This is a genomic window from Algibacter lectus, assembly GCF_900112395.1.
GTDB lineage: Bacteria > Bacteroidota > Bacteroidia > Flavobacteriales > Flavobacteriaceae > Algibacter > Algibacter lectus.
This window is the reverse complement of record NZ_FOLN01000003.1, coordinates 255,293-275,142: the sequence shown is the minus strand read 5'-3', so window position 1 is coordinate 275,142 and position 19,850 is coordinate 255,293. Positions and strand designations below refer to the sequence as shown.

Annotated in this window: 22 protein-coding genes; 15 read left to right on the top strand and 7 right to left on the bottom strand. The window is 33.8% G+C overall.

The genetic code is table 11. The annotated features are described in order from the left end of the window. Positions 1–88 precede the first annotated feature (88 nt). Both BM246_RS07020 and BM246_RS07015 read right to left on the bottom strand, forming a co-directional pair. The gene (locus BM246_RS07020) at positions 89–955 is read right to left on the bottom strand and encodes a DUF58 domain-containing protein (RefSeq protein ID WP_074936765.1); all 867 of its coding nucleotides are present in this window, start codon (positions 953–955) and stop codon (positions 89–91) included. A gap of 102 nt (positions 956–1,057) precedes the next feature. Beyond that, the gene (locus BM246_RS07015; RefSeq protein WP_042496053.1) at positions 1,058–2,059 is read right to left on the bottom strand and encodes an AAA family ATPase; all 1,002 of its coding nucleotides are present in this window, start codon (positions 2,057–2,059) and stop codon (positions 1,058–1,060) included. A 274-nt stretch (positions 2,060–2,333) separates the two neighbouring features. Here BM246_RS07015 and BM246_RS07010 point away from each other — a divergent pair, with 274 nt between their 5' ends. The 4 genes from BM246_RS07010 (at position 2,334) to BM246_RS20245 (ending at position 5,380) form a co-directional block, all read left to right on the top strand. Beyond that, positions 2,334–3,086: an SDR family NAD(P)-dependent oxidoreductase gene (locus BM246_RS07010; protein WP_074936762.1), complete on the top strand. Its 753-nt coding sequence runs from the start codon at positions 2,334–2,336 to the stop codon at positions 3,084–3,086. Beyond that, complete coding sequence (locus BM246_RS07005; RefSeq protein ID WP_074936759.1) at positions 3,083–3,712, top strand: HD domain-containing protein; 630 nt, start codon at positions 3,083–3,085, stop codon at positions 3,710–3,712. Before BM246_RS07010 ends, BM246_RS07005 begins: the two co-directional genes overlap by 4 nt. Position 3,713: 1 nt before the next feature. Further along, positions 3,714–4,847, top strand: a complete 1,134-nt coding sequence (locus BM246_RS07000) for an ATP-binding protein (RefSeq protein ID WP_074936756.1) — start codon at positions 3,714–3,716, stop codon at positions 4,845–4,847. Between the two features lie 473 nt (positions 4,848–5,320). After that, on the top strand, positions 5,321–5,380 hold the full coding sequence (locus tag BM246_RS20245) for a hypothetical protein (protein ID WP_369441092.1): 60 nt from the start codon (positions 5,321–5,323) through the stop codon (positions 5,378–5,380). On the opposite strand, the gene BM246_RS06990 is transcribed toward BM246_RS20245, so the two are convergent. Next, positions 5,366–5,953, bottom strand: a complete 588-nt coding sequence (locus BM246_RS06990; RefSeq protein ID WP_042502417.1) for a riboflavin synthase — start codon at positions 5,951–5,953, stop codon at positions 5,366–5,368. The genes BM246_RS20245 and BM246_RS06990 overlap by 15 nt on opposite strands. A 76-nt stretch (positions 5,954–6,029) precedes the next feature. Here BM246_RS06990 and pdxA point away from each other — a divergent pair, with 76 nt between their 5' ends. The 7 genes from pdxA to BM246_RS06955 all read left to right on the top strand — a co-directional run bounded on the left by pdxA (position 6,030) and on the right by BM246_RS06955 (position 11,959). Beyond that, entirely contained in the window at positions 6,030–7,100 is a 1,071-nt protein-coding gene (pdxA, locus tag BM246_RS06985) for a 4-hydroxythreonine-4-phosphate dehydrogenase PdxA (protein ID WP_074937149.1), read from the top strand. Positions 7,101–7,230: 130 nt separating this feature from the next. After that, entirely contained in the window at positions 7,231–7,773 is a 543-nt protein-coding gene (locus tag BM246_RS06980; RefSeq protein WP_042496061.1) for a YceD family protein, read from the top strand. A 9-nt stretch (positions 7,774–7,782) separates the two neighbouring features. Beyond that, on the top strand, positions 7,783–7,983 hold the full coding sequence (rpmF, locus tag BM246_RS06975; protein ID WP_042496062.1) for a 50S ribosomal protein L32: 201 nt from the start codon (positions 7,783–7,785) through the stop codon (positions 7,981–7,983). A 180-nt stretch (positions 7,984–8,163) separates the two neighbouring features. Continuing rightward, positions 8,164–9,162, top strand: coding sequence for a beta-ketoacyl-ACP synthase III (locus BM246_RS06970; protein ID WP_042502415.1), 999 nt, complete (start codon positions 8,164–8,166; stop codon positions 9,160–9,162). A 25-nt stretch (positions 9,163–9,187) separates the two neighbouring features. Further along, positions 9,188–9,667 carry an acetyl-CoA carboxylase biotin carboxyl carrier protein gene (gene accB, locus BM246_RS06965; RefSeq protein WP_042502412.1) on the top strand — a complete coding sequence of 160 codons (480 nt, stop codon included), beginning with the start codon at positions 9,188–9,190 and terminating at the stop codon, positions 9,665–9,667. A gap of 91 nt (positions 9,668–9,758) precedes the next feature. Continuing rightward, positions 9,759–11,111, top strand: a complete 1,353-nt coding sequence (accC, locus tag BM246_RS06960) for an acetyl-CoA carboxylase biotin carboxylase subunit (protein ID WP_074936753.1) — start codon at positions 9,759–9,761, stop codon at positions 11,109–11,111. Between the two features lie 386 nt (positions 11,112–11,497). Beyond that, positions 11,498–11,959: a 3-oxoacyl-ACP synthase gene (locus BM246_RS06955; protein WP_042496072.1), complete on the top strand. Its 462-nt coding sequence runs from the start codon at positions 11,498–11,500 to the stop codon at positions 11,957–11,959. Here BM246_RS06955 and BM246_RS06950 read toward each other — a convergent pair. From BM246_RS06950 to dprA, 3 genes are all read right to left on the bottom strand, one after another. Then, positions 11,954–12,574 (bottom strand): HAD family hydrolase, encoded by a 621-nt coding sequence (locus BM246_RS06950; protein ID WP_042496075.1) that lies wholly within the window; start codon positions 12,572–12,574, stop codon positions 11,954–11,956. The genes BM246_RS06955 and BM246_RS06950 overlap by 6 nt on opposite strands. A gap of 354 nt (positions 12,575–12,928) precedes the next feature. Further along, positions 12,929–13,837, bottom strand: coding sequence for an ABC transporter ATP-binding protein (locus BM246_RS06945; protein WP_074936750.1), 909 nt, complete (start codon positions 13,835–13,837; stop codon positions 12,929–12,931). A 48-nt stretch (positions 13,838–13,885) separates the two neighbouring features. Next, positions 13,886–14,989, bottom strand: a complete 1,104-nt coding sequence (gene dprA / locus BM246_RS06940) for a DNA-processing protein DprA (RefSeq protein WP_074936748.1) — start codon at positions 14,987–14,989, stop codon at positions 13,886–13,888. A 104-nt stretch (positions 14,990–15,093) separates the two neighbouring features. On the opposite strand from dprA, the gene BM246_RS06935 reads away from it, so the two are divergent. The 3 genes from BM246_RS06935 (at position 15,094) to BM246_RS06925 (ending at position 17,518) form a co-directional block, all read left to right on the top strand. Continuing rightward, positions 15,094–16,029: an HU domain-containing protein gene (locus tag BM246_RS06935; protein ID WP_074936745.1), complete on the top strand. Its 936-nt coding sequence runs from the start codon at positions 15,094–15,096 to the stop codon at positions 16,027–16,029. 75 nt (positions 16,030–16,104) lie between these two features. Continuing rightward, the gene (locus tag BM246_RS06930; protein WP_074936743.1) at positions 16,105–16,614 is read left to right on the top strand and encodes an acyl-CoA thioesterase; all 510 of its coding nucleotides are present in this window, start codon (positions 16,105–16,107) and stop codon (positions 16,612–16,614) included. Positions 16,615–16,747: 133 nt separating this feature from the next. Next, a complete protein-coding gene (locus tag BM246_RS06925; protein WP_042502406.1) occupies positions 16,748–17,518 on the top strand; it encodes a UDP-2,3-diacylglucosamine diphosphatase in 771 nt (256 codons plus the stop codon). A 17-nt stretch (positions 17,519–17,535) separates the two neighbouring features. On the opposite strand, the gene BM246_RS06920 is transcribed toward BM246_RS06925, so the two are convergent. Beyond that, positions 17,536–19,335 carry a T9SS type B sorting domain-containing protein gene (locus BM246_RS06920; RefSeq protein ID WP_083415728.1) on the bottom strand — a complete coding sequence of 600 codons (1,800 nt, stop codon included), beginning with the start codon at positions 19,333–19,335 and terminating at the stop codon, positions 17,536–17,538. A 154-nt stretch (positions 19,336–19,489) separates the two neighbouring features. Between BM246_RS06920 and BM246_RS06915 the strand changes: the two genes are divergently transcribed. Then, positions 19,490–19,792: an antibiotic biosynthesis monooxygenase family protein gene (locus BM246_RS06915; protein ID WP_042496082.1), complete on the top strand. Its 303-nt coding sequence runs from the start codon at positions 19,490–19,492 to the stop codon at positions 19,790–19,792. Positions 19,793–19,850: the final 58 nt, after the last annotated feature.

The following is a 19,850-nucleotide window of genomic DNA, read 5'->3' as shown; positions in this document are numbered from 1 at the left end:
GCGACCTACGGCCAACTCCTGTTTATTTAATTCTATATTATGTAGCGTAATTTGTCTCACTTTTATTTTTTTTAACTGCTAATACTAATTATGCTCTATGTTTAAAATAGCCCAATAATTTTTTTACATAACTTTCGTCAACACGGCAATCTATAGCGCCTGCTCCCGATTTGGTGAAACTTTCTTTATAATATTTTGCCTTTTCGTGGTAAAACTTGTTGTAATTCTTACGTACGGTTTTAGATGATGTATTGACTAGCATAAGCTCGCCTGTTTCTTCATCTTGCATTTGTACAATACCTAAATTAGGGATATCCTCTTCACGTTTATCGTAAACCCTAATACCAGTAACATCGTGTTTTTTAGCCACAATTTTCATAGTTTGATGGTAATCGTCTGCAATAAAATCTGAAAGCACAAAAGCAATTACTTTCTTCTTCATAACATTTTGCATGAACTTTAAAGCTTCTACTAAATTGGTTTGTTTACTTTCTGGCTTAAACTCTATTAATTCGCGAATAATACGAAGCACATGCGAACGCCCTTTTTTAGGCGGAATATACAACTCTACCTTATCGGAAAACAAAATAAGTCCAATTTTATCATTGTTCTGTGTTGCAGAAAAAGCTAAAGTTGCTGCAATTTCTGTTACAACTTCATTCTTAAATTGATTTTCGGTTCCAAAAAGTTCTGATCCAGAAACATCAACCATAAGCATCATGGTAAGTTCGCGCTCTTCCTCAAAAACCTTTACATAAGGCTCATTGTAACGAGCGGTTACGTTCCAATCTATATTTCTAACATCGTCGCCAAAATTGTATTGGCGAACTTCACTAAAAGTCATACCACGTCCTTTGAAAGTCGAATGATATTCGCCTCCAAAAATATGATCAGACAGCCTACGCGTCTTAATCTCAATTTTTCGTACTTTTTTTAGTAATTCTTTAGTATCCATGTTTTCAGTTTGCAGTGTGCAGTCTTCAGTTAGCAGTCAGAACATATCAGAATTCAAGTAAGCGACTACCTACTGAAAACTGATTTACTACCAGTAACATCTTTATGGTACTTCAATTTCGTTTACAATTTTAGTAATAATATCTACAGAGGTTACATTCTCTGCTTCTGCCTCGTAAGTAATACCAATTCTGTGACGTAACACATCGTAAACTACAGCGCGAACATCTTCTGGTATTACATAACCACGACGTTTAATAAAAGCGTAACATTTAGCTGCAGTTGCTAAGTTAATACTACCACGTGGTGATGCTCCAAAGGAGATTAGTGGTTTTAAATCGTTAAGCTTATATTTTTCTGGATAACGTGTCGCAAAAATAATATCTAATATGTATTTTTCAATTTTTTCATCCATGTAAACCTCACGAGAAGCTTCTTGCGCTCTTAATATTTGCGCTACCGAAACCACAGGATTTACTTTTTCCCAAGATCCTTTTAGATTAGAACGCATAATAAGTTGTTCTTCATCTAATTTTGGGTAATCTATAACTGTTTTTAGCATAAAACGATCGACTTGAGCTTCTGGTAAAGGATATGTTCCTTCTTGCTCAACCGGATTCATAGTCGCCATTACTAAAAATGGTTTATCTAATTTAAAGGTTTCATCACCAATAGTAACCTGCTTTTCTTGCATAGCCTCTAAGAGTGCTGATTGCACCTTCGCTGGCGCTCTGTTAATCTCATCGGCCAATACAAAGTTTGCAAAAATAGGTCCTTTCTTTATCGAGAAATCATTAATTTTCATATTGTAAATTAATGTACCCGTAACATCGGCTGGTAATAAATCTGGTGTAAACTGAATACGACTAAAACTACCATCAACCGCTTGTGCCAAGGTATTAATAGCTAATGTTTTTGCTAATCCTGGAACACCTTCTAATAAAATATGTCCTTGCCCTAACAAACCAATAAGTAAACGCTCGACCATATGTTTCTGACCCACAATTACTTTGTTCATTTCCAGCATCAGTAAATCAACAAAAGCACTTTCTTTTTCGATTTTCTCGTTTATGCTCTTAATATCAATTGTACCTGTATCTTCCATTATTTTTATTAATTAAAAAGCCTAATATACAGCCCTTATTTGAGTCGTGCAAATTGTTAATTTTTTTCGTGAGATGCTGTTAAAAATTGGTTAAAAATTAAAGTAAATTCAATGTTTTCGCACTTTAACCTATTATTATGATAAGAATTTCTTAATTATTTTTCAATTCGTTTTACAAAAAAGACATATATCCATAATTTTTCATCAAAGCTATTTTCATAAAATTGTTTTAAGTATTTTTATACAAGAATTAAATGACGATAAATTAACAAGCATGACAAGAACAGCCCTAATTACAGGCGCAACAAGCGGCATAGGTGAAGCAACAGCCTATGAATTCGCTAAAAACGGGATAAAATTAATAATCTGCGGCAGACGACTAGAACGACTAAACACGATACAAAAAGCACTAGAACGCTTAACCGATGTACACATTTTAAATTTCGACATTCGCAATAAGCAAAGCGTTATTGACGCTATTGAAAATCTACCAAAAGCCTTTAAAAACATAGACATACTAATTAACAATGCTGGTAACGCCCACGGATTAGACCCTATAAACGAAGGAAACCTTGATGATTGGGACGCCATGATGGATATCAACGTAAAAGGCCTGCTCTATGTAAGCAAAGCTATTATTCCACAAATGACGGCTCGAAAATCTGGACATATTATAAACATAGGATCTTCCGCAGGAAAAGAAGTTTACCCTAACGGAAATGTTTACTGCGCAACAAAACATGCTGTTTTGGCTATTACCGAAGGTATGCGTATAGATTTAAATCCGTTCGGAATTAAAGTTGGCGCTGTTAACCCTGGCATGGTAGAAACCGAATTTTCGCAAGTACGTTTTAAAGGCGATCCTACAGCCAACAATGTTTACAAAGGCTTTAAAGCGCTACAAGCTAAAGATGTTGCCGATGTAATTTATTTCGCAATTTCCAGACCCGCACACGTAAACCTTGCCGACATTTTAATGTTTTGTACTGCACAAGCAAGCAGCACTATTGTTAATAAAGAGTCATGATCGATTCCCTAAAACATCAATGGTTTCAGTTAGCAACAAAATATACTAAAGATAATATTTTAACTGAATCTTTATGGATAGAAATTAAAACACAATATGAGCTTAATGCGAGGTATTACCACAATTTCTCACATATAGATGCCATGCTAAAGCAAGCTGAAACACACAAAGAGACTATAGAAAATTACAACGCTTTTTTATTTGCAATTTGGTATCATGATATTATTTACAAACCAACCAAACAAGACAATGAATCTCAAAGCGCTGTTTTAGCTAAAAAAAGACTTAAAAAACTACATTTAAAGCAAAACACATTAGAAAACATTGAACAATTAATCATTTCAACTAAAAAACATGAAATTATTTTAGATAAAAATAAAGACAACGCACTCCTGCTAGATATCGATTTATCAATTTTAGGAAGCGACTGGAAAACCTACCAAAAATACACTGAGAACATCAGGAAAGAGTATCGCATTTACCCTAGTTTCATTTATAATAAAGGAAGAAAACAAGTACTAGAACACTTTTTAAAACGCGAAACCTTATTTTTTACACAACCTTATCAATCTAAACTTGAAACTCAAGCTAGAAAAAATATTTTAAAAGAAATAGAACTCCTATAAAATGATTAATAAACGCCTTCTCATAAAACACCTATTAGCTCACAATGACGAGAACAGTTTTTATGATAAAAAGCGAAAAATTGATATTGGACACAAAGAAGGAAAAGCGAAATTTTTAAAACACGTTTGCGCTTTATCAAATAGCAATCCAAAAAACAACTCGTATATAGTTATAGGTGCTGAAGATGAAGACAACAAAATTATAGGTGTAGATTTTTTTGATGACAGCAAAATTCAGAATTTAATAAACGCCTATTTAACAAACCCACCAATAGTACAATACGAAAACATTCCGTTCCCACACTTACCAGACCATAAAGTTGTTGGCTTAGTAACCATTAGACCAACAGGAAAATTAACATCTTTACGTAAAAATGTATGGAAATATTACGGAGGCTCTGTATTTTTTAGAGACGGCAGCATAAGTATGCCAAAAGTGTTCGATACAGATATTAAAGATGTAAATTCTAAAATTGTTGAAGCTATAGAGAAAAATGCGCAAAACAATATAGAACACACATTAGACGGTGTTTTCGATTTCATGAAAAAACGAGTAGACTACAACCCAAAATACAAAGTATTTAAAGAATATTTTGTAATGTGCTGGGCCGGACAAAAGAAAACAACAAAAGATCAAACTTACTATTCACGAGTTGATATTAAACTTATAAACGAACAAGTTTTGTTGTTTTTTTCAGCATTAGACGAAATATCTATTAATATAACAGAGGACGCCTTTAAAATTATTGAATACGTTAATCTTGGATTTCAGAATTCTAATAAATACTATCCTTTAGAAGAAACCATTATTAAATTTGAAAATAATGCGAGCTATAGCATTGACACCAAACTCCTCTTTGAACCACCACAATATGATAAAAAAGTCCTGCATCATATTTACAACGCCAACAATGCCATTTTAGAAAAACTAAAAAAAGGACATCAATTAACCAAAGCAGAAGAGACCGATCTAAAAAACCTACCCGTAACCTACTTAATATGTTATTTAAATCTATTTCATGAAGCTATAGATAAACTCAACGAAGCCAAGCCTTATTTAAAAACATACAACGGAGAAATATACACCTTATATAAAGAAACGATAAGAGTCTTAAGAAAAATTAAATACAGTTAAAGTAAAATTGTTAACCATATATTAACCTAGAAATTCATTTACTTCAAAAAATAACACTATTTTTGTAATGCTATTAATCTTTTTAAGATATAAACCTTGATTCTGTTTTTAATTTTTAAACACAGTTCAAGGTTTTTTTTTGCAATAGAGCGACACAACCACCTGTATTTTAATCATAAACATACTTTTCAACAAATAAAAACGTTAATCAAATATCATTTTCAAACTCCAAAAAAAACGTATTTCATCGATGTTTTAAGTGGTTTTACGGATATATTTTTTTAATTTATGAGCTTTATGCTTTGTAATTTGGCTTTTTTTAATATTTTTACCGCACAATGACAATACAAAATAAAAGAATATTTGCCTCAATCTTATTTGTATTAATAAGTTTTGTATGCACCGCTCAAGGAGGAGGTATGCCACCCCCACCAGTTACACCACCCATAGGTTTACCTATAGACGGAGGAGTAATAGCAGGAGCATGCTTCGCCATATTATATGGTGCGAAAAAACTATTAAAGCGAAGCTAGTTTAGCCACATACTTCCCTAATACATCAAATTCTAGATTAACCACACTACCTTTTTTAAAGGTATTAAAATTGGTATGCTCATAAGTATACGGAATAATAGCTACACTAAAACTATCCTTTTTAGAATTAACAACGGTTAAACTTGTACCATTTACAGTTACCGACCCTTTTTCAATAGTTAAGTTTTTATTTTCATCAAAATTATAACTAAAAGTAAACACCCAACTTCCGTTAGCTTCCTCAACATTTGTACAAATAGCGGTTTGATCTACATGCCCCTGAACAATATGCCCATCCAAGCGATCCCCCAACTTCATAGCACGCTCCAAATTCACCTTATCATTAACCTTTAAGGTATTTAAGTTTGTTTTATCAAGTGTTTCTTTAATTGCTGTAACGGTATATTCGTCATTATCTATAGCAACAACCGTTAAACAAACCCCGTTGTGAGCCACACTCTGATCTATTTTTAATTCCGAAGTTATTCCGCTTTTAACGGTAATATGCAGATTATCTAATTCTTTTTTTAGGCTTGAAACTTCACCTATATCTTCAATTATTCCGGTAAACATAGTATTATCTGTTTATTTAGTTAAATTTGCAACAGCAATTGAATTTCAAAATTACAAACAAAAGTTGTCTTTTTTAATGAAGCAAGCAGAAAATATAATAGTAGGAATATCTATAGGAGACCTAAATGGTATTGGTGGAGAAATTGTTTTAAAAACTTTTGAAGACGAAAGAATTTTAGATTTCTGTACACCAGTTATTTTTGCATCTATTAAAGTAATGAGTTTTTTAAAAACTCATTTTAACTCAAGCATAAATTTCCACAGTATAAATAGCGTAAACCAAATTACTACAGGAAAAGTAAATGTATTTAACGCATGGAAAGAACCTGTAAAAATTAATTTCGGTCAAGAAGACTTAAAAATCGGAGAATTTGCCGTTAAATCTTTAGCATCGGCAACACAAGCCTTAAAAAATGGTGATGTTGATATTTTAGTTACCGCTCCAATCAATAAACACAATATTCAGTCTGAAGATTTTAATTTCCCAGGACATACCGATTATTTAGCACAAGAATTAGAAGGCGAAAGCTTAATGTTTATGGTAACCGATACACTTAGAATCGGCTTACTTACAGATCACGTACCGGTAAAAGATGTTTCAACACATATCACAGCCGAGTTAATTCAGCAAAAAATAGCAACCGTGTACAAATCTTTAGTTACAGATTTCAACATACAAAAACCCAAAATTGCTGTTCTAGGTATAAATCCACATACAGGAGACAACGGCGTTATTGGTAGTGAAGATGACGATGTATTAAGACCAACATTGAAAAAAATTAAAGAATCAGGCAAACTTGTTTACGGCCCTTATGCTGCCGATAGTTTTTTTGGATCTAATAACTATAAAAATTTCGATGCCATAATTGCATCATACCACGACCAAGGTTTAATACCTTTTAAAACATTATCTTTTGGTCAAGGAGTGAACTTTACAGCAGGTTTAAATAAAATTCGCACCTCACCAGACCATGGTACAGCTTACGAAATTGCAGGAAAAGGCGATGCAGACGAAAACTCATTTAAAGAAGCTTTATTCAGTGCTTTGAAAATATACAAGAACCGAAGTCAATTTGAAGAGCTAACTTCAAACCCATTAAAAAAAGCACCACGAAACGAACGCAATAAAAACTATAAAGACAGGTAGTAAGTAGCTGTTTTCCATAGCAAATACGCTGTATTGCAACATAAAAGAAAGATATAAACAAAAAAATGTTTATAAGTAACGCCACGTAAATAAAAATTTATATATTTGCAGGCTCAAATTAGAAGTGATAATGAAGCCATTAAAAGAGTTTACAATTCCATTTGTAGGGTTAAAGATCGGCAAACATCAATTTAATTTTGATATTAAAGAAACGTTCTTTGAACATTTTGAGTATGAAGATTTTAACAGTGTAAAGGTTAAAGCAGATGTGATTTTAGAAAAAAAATCAACATTGCTTGAGCTGAACTTTAAAATCTCTGGTTTTGTTAACATAAATTGTGATTTAACAAACGAACCCTACGACCAAATTATTGAAAACGATTTCAATTTGGTAGTTAATTTTGGAGATGAATACAACGATGAAAATATCGATATTCTAATATTACCTCACGGTACTTACGAAATTAGCATACAGCAATACATTTACGAACTAATTGTATTAGCTGTACCAATTAAACGTGTTCATCCAGGTGTAGAAGATGGGACATTAGATTCCGACATACTTGAAAAACTAGAAGAATTAAGCCCTGGGCTTAAAGAAAAAAACGAACAAAACGAGGATGATATAGATCCTCGCTGGAATACATTAAAGAAATTATTAACGGATAAATAAACATATAAAATGGCACATCCTAAAAGAAAAATCTCGAAAACAAGAAGAGATAAAAGAAGAACACATTACAAAGCAACTGCGCCACAGATTGCTACTTGCCCTACAACAGGTGAGCCTCATTTATACCACAGAGCACATTGGCATGAAGGTAAATTATACTATAGAGGTCAAGTATTAATTGACAACTCAGAAGTAGAAAACGTAGCATAATAACTATGCACGCATATAATAAAACACTCATTTATGAGTGTTTTTTTTATGAAATGACTTTTCGAATAGCAAAAAAACGTAAATTGCGTAAAATTCCACTCAATTTGCGTGGTTTTTAAAACAATTTTGAGCGTTTTTGTTCAATTTTAATGATTTTTCAGTCAAACCAACTAAAAAGTTATGAGTAAAATCTCTGCAGCCATTACAGCTGTTGGCGCTTATGTGCCCGAATACGTATTAACCAATCAGATCCTTGAAACGATGGTTGATACAAACGATGAATGGATTACTTCTAGAACAGGAATTAAAGAACGTCGTATTCTAAAAGACGACGGTAAGGGTACCTCGTACCTCGCTATAAAAGCTGCCCAAGACCTAATTAACAAAAAAGGTATTGATCCCAAAGATATAGAACTTGTTATAGTTGCTACGGCAACTCCAGATATGAAAGCTGCCTCTACGGCATCATTTACAGCATCAGAAATTGGTGCTACAAATGCTTTTTCTTTCGATATGGATGCAGCATGTTCTAGTTTCTTATTTGGTATGTCTGTTGCTGCAAGTTATATTGAAACTGGCCGTTACAAAAACGTATTATTAATTGGAGCCGATAAAATGTCTTCAATTATTAATTATAAAGACAGAGCCACTTGCATTATTTTTGGCGATGGCGCTGGAGCCGTTCTTTTTGAACCAAACGAGGAAAACCTAGGTTTACAAGATGAGTATTTAAGAAGTGATGGAACCGGACGTGAGTTTTTACAAGCTACTTACGGAGGATCATCACATGCCTTAACTCACGATATATTAGACGAAGGCGGACATTACGCTTTTCAAGAAGGTAGAACCGTTTTTAAAAATGCCGTTTTTAATATGGCCGATGCTGCCGAAAAAATATTAAAGCGTAACAACTTAAATAAAGACACTGTAGATTGGTTAGCCGCACATCAAGCAAACAAACGTATTATTGATGCTACAGCAAACCGTATGGAATTAGCACCTGAAAAGGTAATGATTAACATAGAAAAATACGGTAACACAACATCTGCAACCCTTCCATTGTTAATAAATGATTACGAATCGCAACTTAAAAAAGGAGATAATGTTATCTTTGCCGCTTTTGGAGGCGGATTTAACTGGGGTTCAATTTATTTAAAATGGGCTTATAATTCAAAGTAATAACCAACCTTAAAACACCAAAATTATGGATATAAAAGAGATTCAAAACTTAATCAAATTTGTTGCAAAATCTGGAGCAAGCGAGGTTAAACTAGAAATGGATGATATTAAAATCACCATTAGAACAGGTTCAGAGTCCGATACAACTATCGTGCACCAAGTTCCTGCAACTCATCAAATGCCACAAATAGCACAACCAGTAGCAGCTCCTGTACAAACAGAAGCAGTAGCTCCTGTTGCAGCACCGGCAGACGAAGATTCAAAATATATAACTATTAAGTCACCAATTATTGGTACATTCTATAGAAAACCATCTCCAGATAAACCTTTATTTGTTGAAGTAGGTCAAACTATTGCAGAAGGTGACGTACTTTGTATTATTGAAGCTATGAAACTTTTCAATGAAATTGAATCTGAAGTTTCTGGTAAAATAGTAAAAATATTAGTAGACGATTCTTCACCAGTAGAATTCGACCAACCATTATTCTTAGTAGATCCATCTTAATTTGAAGTTTAAAGTTTAAAGTCTAAAGTCTAGCACCGCGTGTTAAACTTATATTCTCATAAACCATAAACTCTTAAACTCATAAAAAGATATGTTTAAAAAAATATTAATTGCCAATAGAGGGGAAATAGCACTACGTGTTATCAGAACCTGTAAAGAAATGGGCATAAAAACGGTTGCCGTATACTCTACTGCAGATGCCGAAAGTTTACACGTAAAATTTGCAGACGAAGCCGTATGTATTGGCCCAGCAGCAAGTAGCGAGTCTTACTTAAAAATGTCAAATATTATATCTGCGGCAGAAATAACAAACGCAGATGCCATTCACCCAGGATACGGTTTTTTATCAGAAAACGCTAAGTTTTCTAAAATATGTGAAGAACACGGTATTAAATTCATTGGTGCATCTCCAGAGATGATTGATAGAATGGGAGATAAAGCAAATGCTAAAGAAACCATGAAAGCTGCCGGTGTACCTTGCGTACCAGGAAGTGATGGTATTATTGAAACCTTTGAAGATTGCATACGTATAGCCGAAGAAACTGGCTACCCTGTAATGTTAAAAGCCTCTGCCGGTGGTGGTGGTAAAGGTATGCGTGGCGTTTTTAAACCAGAAGATCTTAAAGATGCCTGGGATTCTGCTAGACAAGAATCTAAAGCAGCCTTTGGAAATGACGATATGTACATGGAGAAGCTTATTGAAGAGCCTCGCCATATCGAAATCCAAATTGTAGGCGATTCTAACGGTAAAGCCTGTCACTTATCAGAAAGAGACTGCTCAATCCAACGTCGTCATCAAAAATTAACAGAAGAAGTTCCATCGCCATTCATGACGACAGCTTTACGTAAAAAAATGGGAGAAGCTGCTGTAAAAGCATCAGAATACATTAAATACGAAGGCGCAGGAACAATAGAATTCTTAGTGGATAAGCACCGTAACTTCTACTTCATGGAAATGAACACTCGTATCCAAGTAGAACACCCAATTACAGAGCAAGTAATCGATTTTGATTTAATTCGTGAGCAAATTTTAGTAGCTGCGGGCGTGCCAATTTCAGGTAAAAACTACACACCAAAATTACACTCTATAGAATGTCGTATCAATGCTGAAGATCCATTTAACAACTTTAGACCTTCACCAGGATTAATAACTACACTACACGCGCCAGGAGGCCATGGTGTACGCTTAGACACTCATGTTTACGCAGGTTATGCTATCCCACCAAACTACGATTCTATGATTGCAAAGTTAATTACAACAGCGCAAACTAGAGAAGAAGCCATTAACAAAATGAAACGTGCGTTAGATGAATTCGTTATCGAAGGCATCAAAACAACTATCCCGTTCCATAGACAATTAATGGATCATCCAGATTATTTGGCAGGTAACTATACCACGGCCTTCATGGACGATTTTGTAATGCAAAAACAAATTGAAGAATAAATATTTAAAACTCCGGAAATCATTTTCGGAGTTTTTTTTGCTTAAAAATCAGCATATTATTCGGGCGTTACCACAAGGGTCGGGCTTTCCGCTATATCTTTATTTGTGCAATTCCGTATCATAAACTATCACTATTTTTTCACATCAAATAAAAGGCTTCACAACAAACTTGTAGGTCTTTTTAGCACAAAAAAAAGATGCCGCATCAATCCCTAACGCAAATTTAGGCTACATCAAAAAACAGTAAATTAACAAGATACAGCCGTTTTATTGAAAAAAAACAATCCATTTATCATAACAACTACGGTATTTACAAAACCCTATAAGCATCTTCATTATTACAATAAAAATACATTATTTTAGTCGTCCGGAATACGCAAAACCTCATGAAAGAAGCATTAGACATTAAGCAAAACTTATTTAACCTCTGTTTAGAGTCTATAGATTCTAGATTTCAAACCATACAAAATACGATTAACGAAATTCAAGAATCTTTAACTTCCGAAACCAAAAGTAGTGCAGGCGACAAGCACGAAACAGGCCGAGCTATGTTGCAATTAGAACGTGAAAAAGCAGGAAATCAATTAGCCGAAATTAACAAAACCAAAGTAGCCCTTTCTAAAATTGATGTATCAACAACATCACAAACAGTAGGTTTAGGCAGTGTAATTTATACTAATCAAGCTAATTATTATATCGCAATTAGTGCTGGCGAGTTAACGTACAACAATCAAAAATTCTACGCCATATCTCCTAACACACCCATTGGTATATTATTAATGGGCAAAACAATTAACGACGCTATTACATTTAGAGTGCAAAATTTTAAAATAAAATCGGTATTATAATACTTGGCTCGCAAAATCAGACAGTAAATTATAATCTTTTACATGGAAAGTCTGTATACCTAAGTTCTCCGCAGCCTTGATATTATCAATCGAGTCATCAATAAAAATAGATTCTTCCGGTTTTAAATTGCTATCCTTCAAAAGAAAATTAAAAATACCTGCATCTGGTTTTCTAATCTTTACTTCGTGTGAATAATATGCTTTTGTAAACAAATTATTGAATTTATAACCATTTGCAGTTTCAAATTCATCTAAAAAATGCTTCTGATGAATAGCATTTGTATTACTCAAAAGATAAAGATTATACTTTCCTTTTAAACTTTCTATAAATGCAATACGCGCTTTTGGCATATCTAAAATCATAGCATTCCAAGCGACTTTAATAGCTTCATGATTTGGTGCTTTACTCGATAATTTAAATAAAGCCTCTAGAAACTCTTCTTTAGAAATCTTACCTATTTCAAAATCATAAAAAAACGAATACTCGTAATGGTGTCCTGTTTTATTCACAATATTATCAATTCCAATAGTCTGCAATTCACTAATGGTTTTCGGAACATCTAAATTCAAAATAACTCCGCCTAAATCGAAAATAATATTTTTTATAGTTTTCATTTGTAAGTTTCTTCTTTGTGAATAATAGCGCTAAGCTCAATACGTAACCAAAAATAAAGAAATAGAATGAAACAAATAAAGCGCACGCCCATTACTTTATTATTAAAATTTTTACAAAAAAACAGGAAAATCACCCTTTTAATATAGGGCAATGCCCTAACCGAATAAACGTGCCCTTTATTTACTTTTACAGTATCATTAATCTATTACACAAATAGTAATACAGAATAAAAAAAACATTAAGAAGAAGAAAACATAAATCTACCTTACTAAACCTATATTAATTTTAACCTATTATCAACAAAAAAAGAGTGACGATTGCCCCCATAATCTTCATTCTTTTTTTGTTTTAATCTAGTTAATCACAAGGCAAACCTCAGTATCTACATCAAGAGGTTTTTTATGCTCAAAGAACACCAACTCTCCATTTAAATCAGCTCCTATTAAATAATAATGGCCTTTAAAATAAGTTTGTTTCACTCTAACTTTCAAACTAGAATCTTCAACCACTTCAAGCTGATGAGCATAAATAATTTTATTATCTATAACATTAAACTCACCAAAAAAGGATGCTATTAAAGGTGTTTTTGGGTTTTTAAAAAGATCTTCGGGAGAGCCTTCCTCCTCTACTTCATGGTTATTTAAAATTAACATTCTATCAGCAAAACCTAATACATCTTCTTTGTCGTGGGTGGCAACAACACAAGCAATATTTTTCAGTTTTAAATATTTAAAAACGTTACGGCGTAAAGATTGTTTTTTAAAATTATCAATATGACTAAACGGCTCGTCTAGCAACATAATTTCAGGTTCTTTAGCCAAAGCTCTAGCCAAAGCAACACGTTGCTTTTGCCCACCACTCAAGGTTTTCACTTTCACTTTCGCAAAGGCAGTAAGTTCTACAACTTCAAGCAATTCTTTAATACGTTCTTGCTTTTCTTCAGGATAAAAGTTAGACAAAAAAGCACCTATATTTTCGGCAACCGAGGTAAAAGGCATTAAATCGAACTCTTGCGCTACATACTTCATAAAATCGTAACCAACTACCAAGTTATATTTAGGACCAAGAATTTCCGTATCTCGCCAAAAAAGTCGCCCCGAATTTAAATCGAATTCGCCATAAAGCAATTTTAAAAGCGTGCTTTTACCAGAACCACTTTCTCCAATAATAGAAAGCTGTTCTCCTGCTTTTACAGAAAAAGAAATATTTTTTAAAATCTCTGTTTTTTGATAAGAAAAAGAAATAGTATTGACTTGAAGCATTTTAGTTTTTTAATGATTAAATCGCTTAACAGTAACTGCATTTATATGTTAAAGAATTTCGAACAATTTACCAGGTAGTGGTCGTACTACACCTTTCAACTCCATGTTTAATAAAATGCCAGCTACTTTAAAAATAGGCAAATTACAATTAATAGCTATAATATCTAACTGCTGCTTTTCGTTTTCTTTTAAATAATTGTAAATCACTTTTTCGGTAGTGTCCAACTCTACAAACAATTGTTTTTGTATGGCTGGTTTTTGAGCATCTTGCAATTGCCAATTTAAAATATAGGGCACGTCTAAAGGGGTAGTGAGCATGTGTGCACGTTGCTGTTTAATTAAATTATTACAGCCCACACTTTGGCTATCAGTGGTACGGCCTGGTACTGCAAACACATCCCGATTATAAGAGTTCGCAATATCTGCGGTTACTAAACTCCCACCCTTTTCTGCCGATTCTATTACAATAGTTGCTTCACTTAAACCCGCGATAACACGATTTCTCTTTAAAAAATTATTTCTATCAAAATTATCAGTACTCCAAAAATCGGTAAAAAAGCCACCATTTTTCTCCATATCTACCATATACTTTTTATGTACTTTTGGATAAATTTGATCCAGACCATGTGCCAAACATGCCACGGTTTGCAAACCATGTTTTATAGCTGCTTTATGTGCAGTAATATCGGTTCCATATGCAAAACCCGAAATAATAACCGGATTATATGGTTTAAGGGTTTCAACCAATTTTTCGCAAAAAGCAATACCATTAGTGGTAATTTTTCGAGCACCAACAATACTAATTAAGTGCTGCTTCTTTAAATCAATATTTCCAGATTGAAATAATAAAATTGGTCCATCAATACAGTGCTTTAGCTTTTCGGGATAATCTATATTCTCAAAATATGAGACTTTAATATTATTCTCTTCAATAAAGCGCATTTCCTTTTCGGCCTCTTTTAAATGATGTGGTTTAGCCAAACCTTCTAAAATAACCTGACCAACACCATCAATTTTAAGTAAATTTGTTCTCTTTTCTTTTAGAACAGCTTCCGCAGAACCACAATGAGAAATGAGTCTTTTTGCCGTAATATCTCCAATATTGGGCACATGTTGTAAGGCTAGAGCGTAAAGCAAGTCATTTTCTGTCATCGTAAAAGGCTTAATTTCAATCTACAATAAAAGAATTTTTAATCTGTTAATAAAAACATCACGATAAATTTTATCGAAAACTATAATTTTCTAACTTTGTATCTATGCAATTAGATACCTACATAAGCGACTTACTATATAGATATGAATGTGTTACTATCCCTGAGTTGGGTTCATTTTTAACACAAACTGTATCTGCAACGATAAACGAAACTACAAACGCGTTTTTTCCGCCAAAAAAAGTTTTATCTTTTAATGAGCAAATTCAGAAAAACGACGGTTTATTAGCGCATTATATTGCCGATGTAGATAAAATACCTTTCGAGGTTGCAAATAAAAAGATTGCAAAACTTGTTGCTGCTTTAAAAGATAATTTAAGCGATGGTAAAACCGTAAACTTCAAAAATATTGGGGACCTTGTTTTTAATACTGAAGGTAAAATTACATTCGAGCCATCGTACCAATTAAATTATTTAACAGATGCTTTTGGATTATCTCAATTTGAATCGCCAGCAGTAACACGCGAGCTTTACAAAGAAGAAGCTGAACGCATTGAAAAAGTAATACCAATTACTGTTACTTCAGAAAAACGCAAAAGCAGACCATATTTAAAATATGCTGCAATAGCTGTAGTTGCTTTAACACTTGGAGGTTTAGTGGCTTCTAATTTTTATGTGAATCAAATTGAAACACATAACCAATTAGCACAACAAGAAGCAGAAAAGCAGTTAGACACTAAAATACAACAAGCTACTTTTAATTTAAATCCATTGCCAGCAATAACGCTAAACGTTTCTAAACAAACGGGTAACTTCCATATTGTAGCAGGTGCTTTTAGAGTAGAAGAAAATTGTGATACTACAGTAGCACAACTTAAAGCAGATGGTTTTAGTGCACGTAAAATTGGCACAAATAAATACGGTTTACACCAAGTTGTTTACGCTAGTTTTGAAACGCGTGCAGAAGCTAGAAAAGCTTTGCAAAACATTAAAACTTCGCACAATAAAGACGCTTGGTTACTTGTAAAAAAACTAGACTAGTAGTTTTTACAAAACCGCGGTTCTTTTACTCGCATAATTGTTAACTTTGCCACATCATAAACCTAATTATTTTTGATGCAAGTAAAAACACCTGAACAATCTAGAACTATAATGACAGATTTGGTTTTACCTAGTGAAACCAACCCGTTAAACAACTTATTTGGTGGCGAATTATTGGCCCGAATGGACCGCGCAGCCAGCATTGCAGCACGTAGACACTCGCGTCGTATTGTGGTTACCGCATCGGTAAACCACGTTGCTTTTAACCGTGCCGTACCACTTGGTAGCGTAGTAACAGTAGAAGCTAAAGTATCTCGCGCCTTTAAAACCTCAATGGAAGTTTTTTTAGATGTTTGGATCGAAGATCGCGAATCTGGCGACCGCGCCAAAGCTAACGAAGCCATTTACACTTTTGTTGCCGTAGATGAAACTGGACGTCCAATCCCTGTGCCAGAAGTACAACCAGAAACCAAACTTGAAAAAGAACGTTTTGATGCAGCTTTGCGTCGTAAACAATTAAGTTTATTATTAGCTGGAAAAATAAAACCAAGCCAAGCCTCGGAACTTAAAGCTCTTTTTGACTAAAATCAAAAAACATCTGTATGTTCATCTTTTTATAATTAAGATGCGCATACAGAACACTTAAAGCTCAGAGAATCCGTTTACAGAGGATGATTGCAACAACACACATTCTTCCTAAAAAAGTTATATTTACAGCATGCAAATTCCAAAAGGAAAAAAAATATATTTCGCCTCAGACAATCATTTAGGAGCTCCAACAAAGGAAGCCTCTTATCCACGTGAAAAAAAATTCGTGGCTTGGCTAGATGAAATTAAGCATGATGCTGCTGTAATATTTTTGATGGGAGATTTATTCGATTTTTGGTTTGAATACAAAACAGTAGTCCCAAAAGGTTTTACAAGAACCTTAGGGAAACTTGCCGAAATATCAGACTCTGGAATACCGATCCATTATTTTGTGGGCAACCACGACCTTTGGATGGATGGCTATTTTCAAGAAGAACTTAACATACCAGTTTACCATAAACCCAAGGAGTTTGTTTTTAATAACAAAACCTTTTTTATTGGTCATGGCGACGGTTTAGGCCCATATGATAAGGGTTATAAGCGCATGAAAAAAGTATTTACTAATCCGCTTTTTAAATGGTTATTCCGTTGGCTACACCCAGATATTGGCGTAGGAATTGCACAATATTTATCAGTTAAAAACAAACTTATTTCTGGCGACGACGATGCTACATTTTTAGGAGAAGAAAACGAATGGCTTGTGCAATATGCCAAACGAAAACTAGAAGATAAACATCGTGATTACTTTATTTTTGGTCACCGACACTTACCAATGAATATTGATTTAGGTAACAACTCTAATTATTTAAATATTGGAGATTGGATTCAATATTTTACCTATGGTGTTTTTGATGGTGAACAACTTGAGCTGAAAACATACGAACTTAACACAGACAACTAAACAACTCTTGTTTTTTCTTATCGCTTTAAAGTAAAATGCCCTCTAAATTGTTGCGAATTAATTTCAACAACGTACCAATAGTCGTCTGTTTCAAGAAGCTTCCCTGCAAACAATCCATCCCATGAAAATGCAGCATTTTTAGAAAATTTTAAAAGCTTTCCATATCTATCGAAAATAGAAACTTGCGAGGTTTGGTAAAACTCAATGCCTTTTAAATCAAAATTATCATTTACGCCATCACCGTTTGGCGTGAAAAACTTAGGAATAAAAAAGTGAATAAAGTCCGCATAGACCAACGTATCACAATTTTGATGCTTCACATAAATAGTATAATTACCACCTTCAACATTAGTGAAAATTGGATTTGGCTGAAATATATTTCCGTTAATAGAATATAAAAAATCACCCGTATTTTCAGTGGTTATCACAATACTTTTCCCAACAGACTCTACAGATTTAATACGAGGTAAATCTATCCGCGCAAGCGTTATTGTTTTTGTTACTGTACAGGTTTCATTAGTAATATCTACGGTATAAATCCCGGCCTGATCTACCGTTATAAATTCACTTGTAACGCCCGTATTCCATAAAAACGTAGCTGTAGAAATATTCGTATCGGCATGTAATTCTATAGTTTCGGTTTCGCAAAACATCAAGGTTTCATCTTCAAAATCAGGAATTTCAGAAAAGGTAATTTGTACTGCTGTTCGTGTATTAGAGGTACAATTTCCTATTTCGGTTTCCGCCTCAGCGTAATATATTCCGCTGGTTGTAGCATTAAAAGTTCTACTATCTGCCTGTAATAAAGTTCCGCCAGTAGCCGCAGAATACCAATTTACGGTTACACCAGAAGGTACAGTAACACTTAGCGGTGTTGTATCATTTTCGCAAACCATAACGTCACCATTACTAGTTGGCGCATTAGGTTGCGGAATAATTTGAACTTCAAAAATATCGGAGGTAGAATTACATGAATCGTTAGCTAAATTAACAGCATCTTCGGCTACTTTAACCCTGTAAAATGTTGTATTAAAAAGCGGAGGTGTGGTATAATTATCGGTGTTTTCACCAACAATATCCACCCAAGTTGTACCGTCGCTACTTTCTTGCCATTGATAAAAATGCGAAGAAAAAATAGAAAAATCGGGTGTTACCTTTAACTCGGTCGAGAATGGCACATTATTTTCACAAACGGCAACATATGTTTCATTTAAAGCATCTTCTATAATAACGGTGTCTCCGCACGTTTTAAAAACAATATCGTCTATAGCTAAATCGTTACCACAACCACCAACACCATTATTCAACATTTTTAAAATAACAGCAGTTTGTCCAGGTTTAGATTGAAACACTAAAGCATATTGTCTCCAATCGGGACTAGATGTTCCAAAAATATCGCCAGTATCTCCACTTGCCAATAATTGGGTGTCGGTGCTATCCCAAATTTCAAACTTTACATTTATAGGTATTCCTTTACCACAACTATGGTTAGCGGGTAGTAAATTTATCATCCAAGACGAAAACTCATACGTTGTGTTTTCACATAAACCACTAATGGCCGTTCTATAAAATTCACCAGAAGTGAAATCGGCATTAATTACTAGATTTCGGCCATTAGTATCGCCAGGTGTATGGTCGCCAATATTGTGCCAACCAAACCAGTTTGTACTGCTAGACAAGGTATAAGAGCCATCATTTGGTTGTCCGCTAGCAAAAGTATAACTTGTTGTTCCGGCAGGTAAAGGCGCATTGGTTGTGCCCACTCCAAAGGTTTCAGTAAAAATAGGGTCGCCAGAATTACCACCACAAAACCCCAATTGAGCTTGGGCTTTTACAGCGAGTAAAAAAATAAATAATATTAAAATTTCTTTTTTAATGACTTTACTATTTTTCTTTATGCTTCGTATTTTAAATAATACGAATAGCTATATTAGTAAAAAAAATCGCTACAATTAACTAAATCTTCCTATAATGAACCATTTACCTTATTATTCGGTTATTTTTACATCAACTTTAAACGAAGATACCGAAGGCTACAACGCTATGGCCGAAAAAATGGAAGCCTTAGCTAAAGAACAAGATGGTTTTTTAGGCATAAATAGCGCTAGAAACCAAATTGGAATTACCGTAAGTTACTGGAAAAGTTTAGAAGCTATAAAAAACTGGAAAGCCCAAACGGACCATTTAGAAGCTCAACAAAAAGGAAAAAACAATTGGTATAGCTGGTACAATGTAAAAATTTGTAAGGTAGAACGCGAATACAGCTTTCGCTAATTTAGACTAAAATTCATCATAAAATTATGCAAATTTACATCTAAACAAACATGCTTAG

Excerpts from the sequence above, each read along its gene's own strand:
- BM246_RS07020 (WP_074936765.1), bottom strand. The coding sequence starts at position 955 with ATGGATACTAAAGAATTACTAAAAAAAGTACGAAAAATTGAGATTAAG.
- BM246_RS07015 (WP_042496053.1), bottom strand. The coding sequence starts at position 2,059 with ATGGAAGATACAGGTACAATTGATATTAAGAGCATAAACGAGAAAATC.
- BM246_RS07010 (WP_074936762.1), top strand. The coding sequence starts at position 2,334 with ATGACAAGAACAGCCCTAATTACAGGCGCAACAAGCGGCATAGGTGAA.
- BM246_RS07005 (WP_074936759.1), top strand. The coding sequence starts at position 3,083 with ATGATCGATTCCCTAAAACATCAATGGTTTCAGTTAGCAACAAAATAT.
- BM246_RS07000 (WP_074936756.1), top strand. The coding sequence starts at position 3,714 with ATGATTAATAAACGCCTTCTCATAAAACACCTATTAGCTCACAATGAC.
- BM246_RS06990 (WP_042502417.1), bottom strand. The coding sequence starts at position 5,953 with ATGTTTACCGGAATAATTGAAGATATAGGTGAAGTTTCAAGCCTAAAA.
- pdxA (WP_074937149.1), top strand. The coding sequence starts at position 6,030 with ATGAAGCAAGCAGAAAATATAATAGTAGGAATATCTATAGGAGACCTA.
- BM246_RS06980 (WP_042496061.1), top strand. The coding sequence starts at position 7,231 with ATGAAGCCATTAAAAGAGTTTACAATTCCATTTGTAGGGTTAAAGATC.
- rpmF (WP_042496062.1), top strand. The coding sequence starts at position 7,783 with ATGGCACATCCTAAAAGAAAAATCTCGAAAACAAGAAGAGATAAAAGA.
- BM246_RS06970 (WP_042502415.1), top strand. The coding sequence starts at position 8,164 with ATGAGTAAAATCTCTGCAGCCATTACAGCTGTTGGCGCTTATGTGCCC.
- accB (WP_042502412.1), top strand. The coding sequence starts at position 9,188 with ATGGATATAAAAGAGATTCAAAACTTAATCAAATTTGTTGCAAAATCT.
- accC (WP_074936753.1), top strand. The coding sequence starts at position 9,759 with ATGTTTAAAAAAATATTAATTGCCAATAGAGGGGAAATAGCACTACGT.
- BM246_RS06955 (WP_042496072.1), top strand. The coding sequence starts at position 11,498 with ATGAAAGAAGCATTAGACATTAAGCAAAACTTATTTAACCTCTGTTTA.
- BM246_RS06950 (WP_042496075.1), bottom strand. The coding sequence starts at position 12,574 with ATGAAAACTATAAAAAATATTATTTTCGATTTAGGCGGAGTTATTTTG.
- BM246_RS06945 (WP_074936750.1), bottom strand. The coding sequence starts at position 13,837 with ATGCTTCAAGTCAATACTATTTCTTTTTCTTATCAAAAAACAGAGATT.
- dprA (WP_074936748.1), bottom strand. The coding sequence starts at position 14,989 with ATGACAGAAAATGACTTGCTTTACGCTCTAGCCTTACAACATGTGCCC.
- BM246_RS06935 (WP_074936745.1), top strand. The coding sequence starts at position 15,094 with ATGCAATTAGATACCTACATAAGCGACTTACTATATAGATATGAATGT.
- BM246_RS06930 (WP_074936743.1), top strand. The coding sequence starts at position 16,105 with ATGCAAGTAAAAACACCTGAACAATCTAGAACTATAATGACAGATTTG.
- BM246_RS06925 (WP_042502406.1), top strand. The coding sequence starts at position 16,748 with ATGCAAATTCCAAAAGGAAAAAAAATATATTTCGCCTCAGACAATCAT.
- BM246_RS06915 (WP_042496082.1), top strand. The coding sequence starts at position 19,490 with ATGAACCATTTACCTTATTATTCGGTTATTTTTACATCAACTTTAAAC.